1 protein-coding gene is annotated in these 2,672 nt (G+C 51.7%); it reads left to right on the forward strand.

Annotated features, from left to right (window positions below):
- The first annotated feature begins 332 nt into the window (after positions 1-332).
- Positions 333-2,426, forward strand: coding sequence for a PAS domain-containing sensor histidine kinase (locus tag ACYVJM_RS31985; protein ID WP_461152188.1), 2,094 nt, complete (start codon positions 333-335; stop codon positions 2,424-2,426).
- Positions 2,427-2,672: the final 246 nt, after the last annotated feature.

The following is a 2,672-nucleotide window of genomic DNA, read 5'->3' on the forward strand; positions in this document are numbered from 1 at the left end:
TCCTCGTATCAAAAAGACGAGGCCATCAGGGCTCTGATTTAGGAGCGGATTCGTCTCACTAACTCAGCTAAAATGTGAGATGTTGTGTTTGATTCGTGAGATGACATTGTGAGAATAAAAATCCTACTGAATCATTTAGTCAAGACGATTACGGCACCCATCTCTTTGAACGGGCGTTTTATAAAATTACTGCCCGTTGAACTCATGACTAGTACAATTTAATTTAGTCGAGGTAGTTTGATAACTTGCGGTACAGTCGCTGATTTGGCTCAACAGGTTCTGCATTCTTACAATAGCTAAACGAGCCTGAATATACTCATACGTTATTGACTTTGACACCAATAGTTAGCTTCGATCCCTATCCTTTTTTACGGAGTGGTGGCCAAATGGGGGCACTTATCCGTGCCTATGATTGGGCTACATCCCCGTTTGGCTCACCCGATCAATGGCCGTCTAGCCTACGCACATCGGTCAGCAATATGCTGAATACGGGGCTGCCGATGTTGGTCCTCTGGGGACCTGAACTGATTTGTCTCTACAATGACCATGTCATCCCTAGTCTAGACCCCACCACCCAGCATCCGGCCATCGGCAAACCTTCGGCCCAGATCTGGTCACAGGCCTGGCCTATCGTTGGTCCCTTGTTGGAAGGCGTATTACAAAGTGGGGAACCGGTAACCTTTCAGGACGTACCGATGCTATTTTACCGACATGGCAACACCGAGGAGGTATTCTGGACGTTCTGCTACAGCGCAATCATGACCGAAGACGGTCGTATCGGAGGTGTTCTCGCCACCTGTCTGGAAACGACCCAAGGCGTTCGAGCGCGTCAGCAACTAGAGCAAAGTCAGCAGCAACTGCTAGCCCTGTTTGAACAGTCTCCAGTGGCCATTGCTATTATTGGCGGGGATAACCTGACCTACCGCTTGGCTAATTCGTTTTACGGGGAGCTTGCCGGACGCAACATTGACGAGCTGATTGGCAAACCTATGCTGGATGCGTTACCCGAACTGCGTGGGCAAGGGTTTGATGCCTTGCTGCACGGCGTTATCCAGACCGGCGTCCCCTTTACGGCCAATGAATTAGCGTTCGATGTGATCCGGCAGGGGCAATTGGAGACAATTTATGTAGATATGGCCTACAAGCCCCTGCGCGGGCCGGACGGGCACATCTCCGGTGTATTTGTGGTGGCCACCGACGTCAGTCAGCAGGTACGCACCCGCCAGACATTAGAAGCTACGAGTCAGCAGGAGCTGCTTCAGGCCAATCAGCGACTCAGTCTGGCGATGGAGGCCGGTCGGTTAGGGGCCTATACGCTAGACCTGACAACAGGCCACATGGAAGTTAGTGCCCAGTACCGGGCCAATTATGGCCAACCCGCCCAGACACCCTTCAACTTTGCAGACTTGCTGGCCACCATTGTCGCCGACGACCGGGACTGGGTACAACAAGCCGTCACTAGGGCAGTCGAAACGCATACGAATTACTCGGCTGAATACCGGATTGTCTGGCCCGACGGCACGCGGCATTGGGTGCAAGACTCGGGGCAGCCCGAGTCTAGAGGGGATGGACAGCCGGTTCGAATTAACGGGGTCACCCAGGAAATTACCGCCCAGCGCATCATGCAGGAGGAACTGGAACAACAGGTCCAGCAGCGCACGCGCGAGTTGCAAGTGTTAGTGGCCGACCTGCGCCGGAGCAACGAAAACCTGGAGCAGTTTGCCTACGTGGCCTCCCATGATTTGCAGGAGCCCCTGCGTAAGATTCAGCAGTTTGGGGATTTACTCCAAGGGCAGTATAGTGAAGCGCTGGGAGAAGGAAAAACGCACCTGAATCGAATGCAGGTAGCGGCTAGCCGCATGTCGATATTGATTAAAGACTTGTTGGCTTTCTCGCGGATTGCGACCACCCAGGCCCTCGCTCTGCCGGTGGCCCTTGGTGACGTGATCCAGCAAGTGATCGAGAGCTTATCGGTAGCCATTGAGGAGAGTGGTGCCCAATTGGAAGTGGATGACTTACCAACCGTGCTGGGTGACGCTCAGCAGTTAACGCAACTGTTTCAGAATTTACTATCCAACGCCCTCAAGTTTCGACGGACCAGTTTAGAGGGAAACTTAGTGAATCCCCAGATTCAGGTTCGCGCCCGTCTCCTGGCGAGAAACGAGTTGCCTGCGTTGGTAAAGCCTGCTCGCACGAGCGAAACCTACCACCTGATCGAAATCATTGATAATGGGATTGGTTTTGAGGAAAAATATTTAGGCCGCATCTTTCAAGTCGTTCAACGCTTGCATGGCAAGAACGAGTTTGCAGGTACAGGGGTGGGACTGGCAATTGTGCAGAAGGTAGTGACCAATCACGGGGGCATCGTGACCGCTAGCGGTAAGCCGAATCAGGGGGCGACCTTTTGCGTGTATTTACCCGCTTAACGCTGTGTCAGTGTGTCTATGAGTTGGGGGCAAGAAAGCTTAGCCTTGACCATTTACTCGATCTCTTTAATCGCTCCTAAATAAGACGAAAGGATTTTCATGTATCTACTTCAAGAAATGGGGGTTTTCAAAGATGCTTATCTAGCCATTTTTTTATGCGTAAACGTTTATATTTGTAAGTCTCCAATCAGCTGCCTGGCTTTATGTCTGCCAAATTTACTATACTGCTTGTCGATGATGATCCGG

It is taken from the genome of Spirosoma pulveris (genome assembly GCF_054781875.1).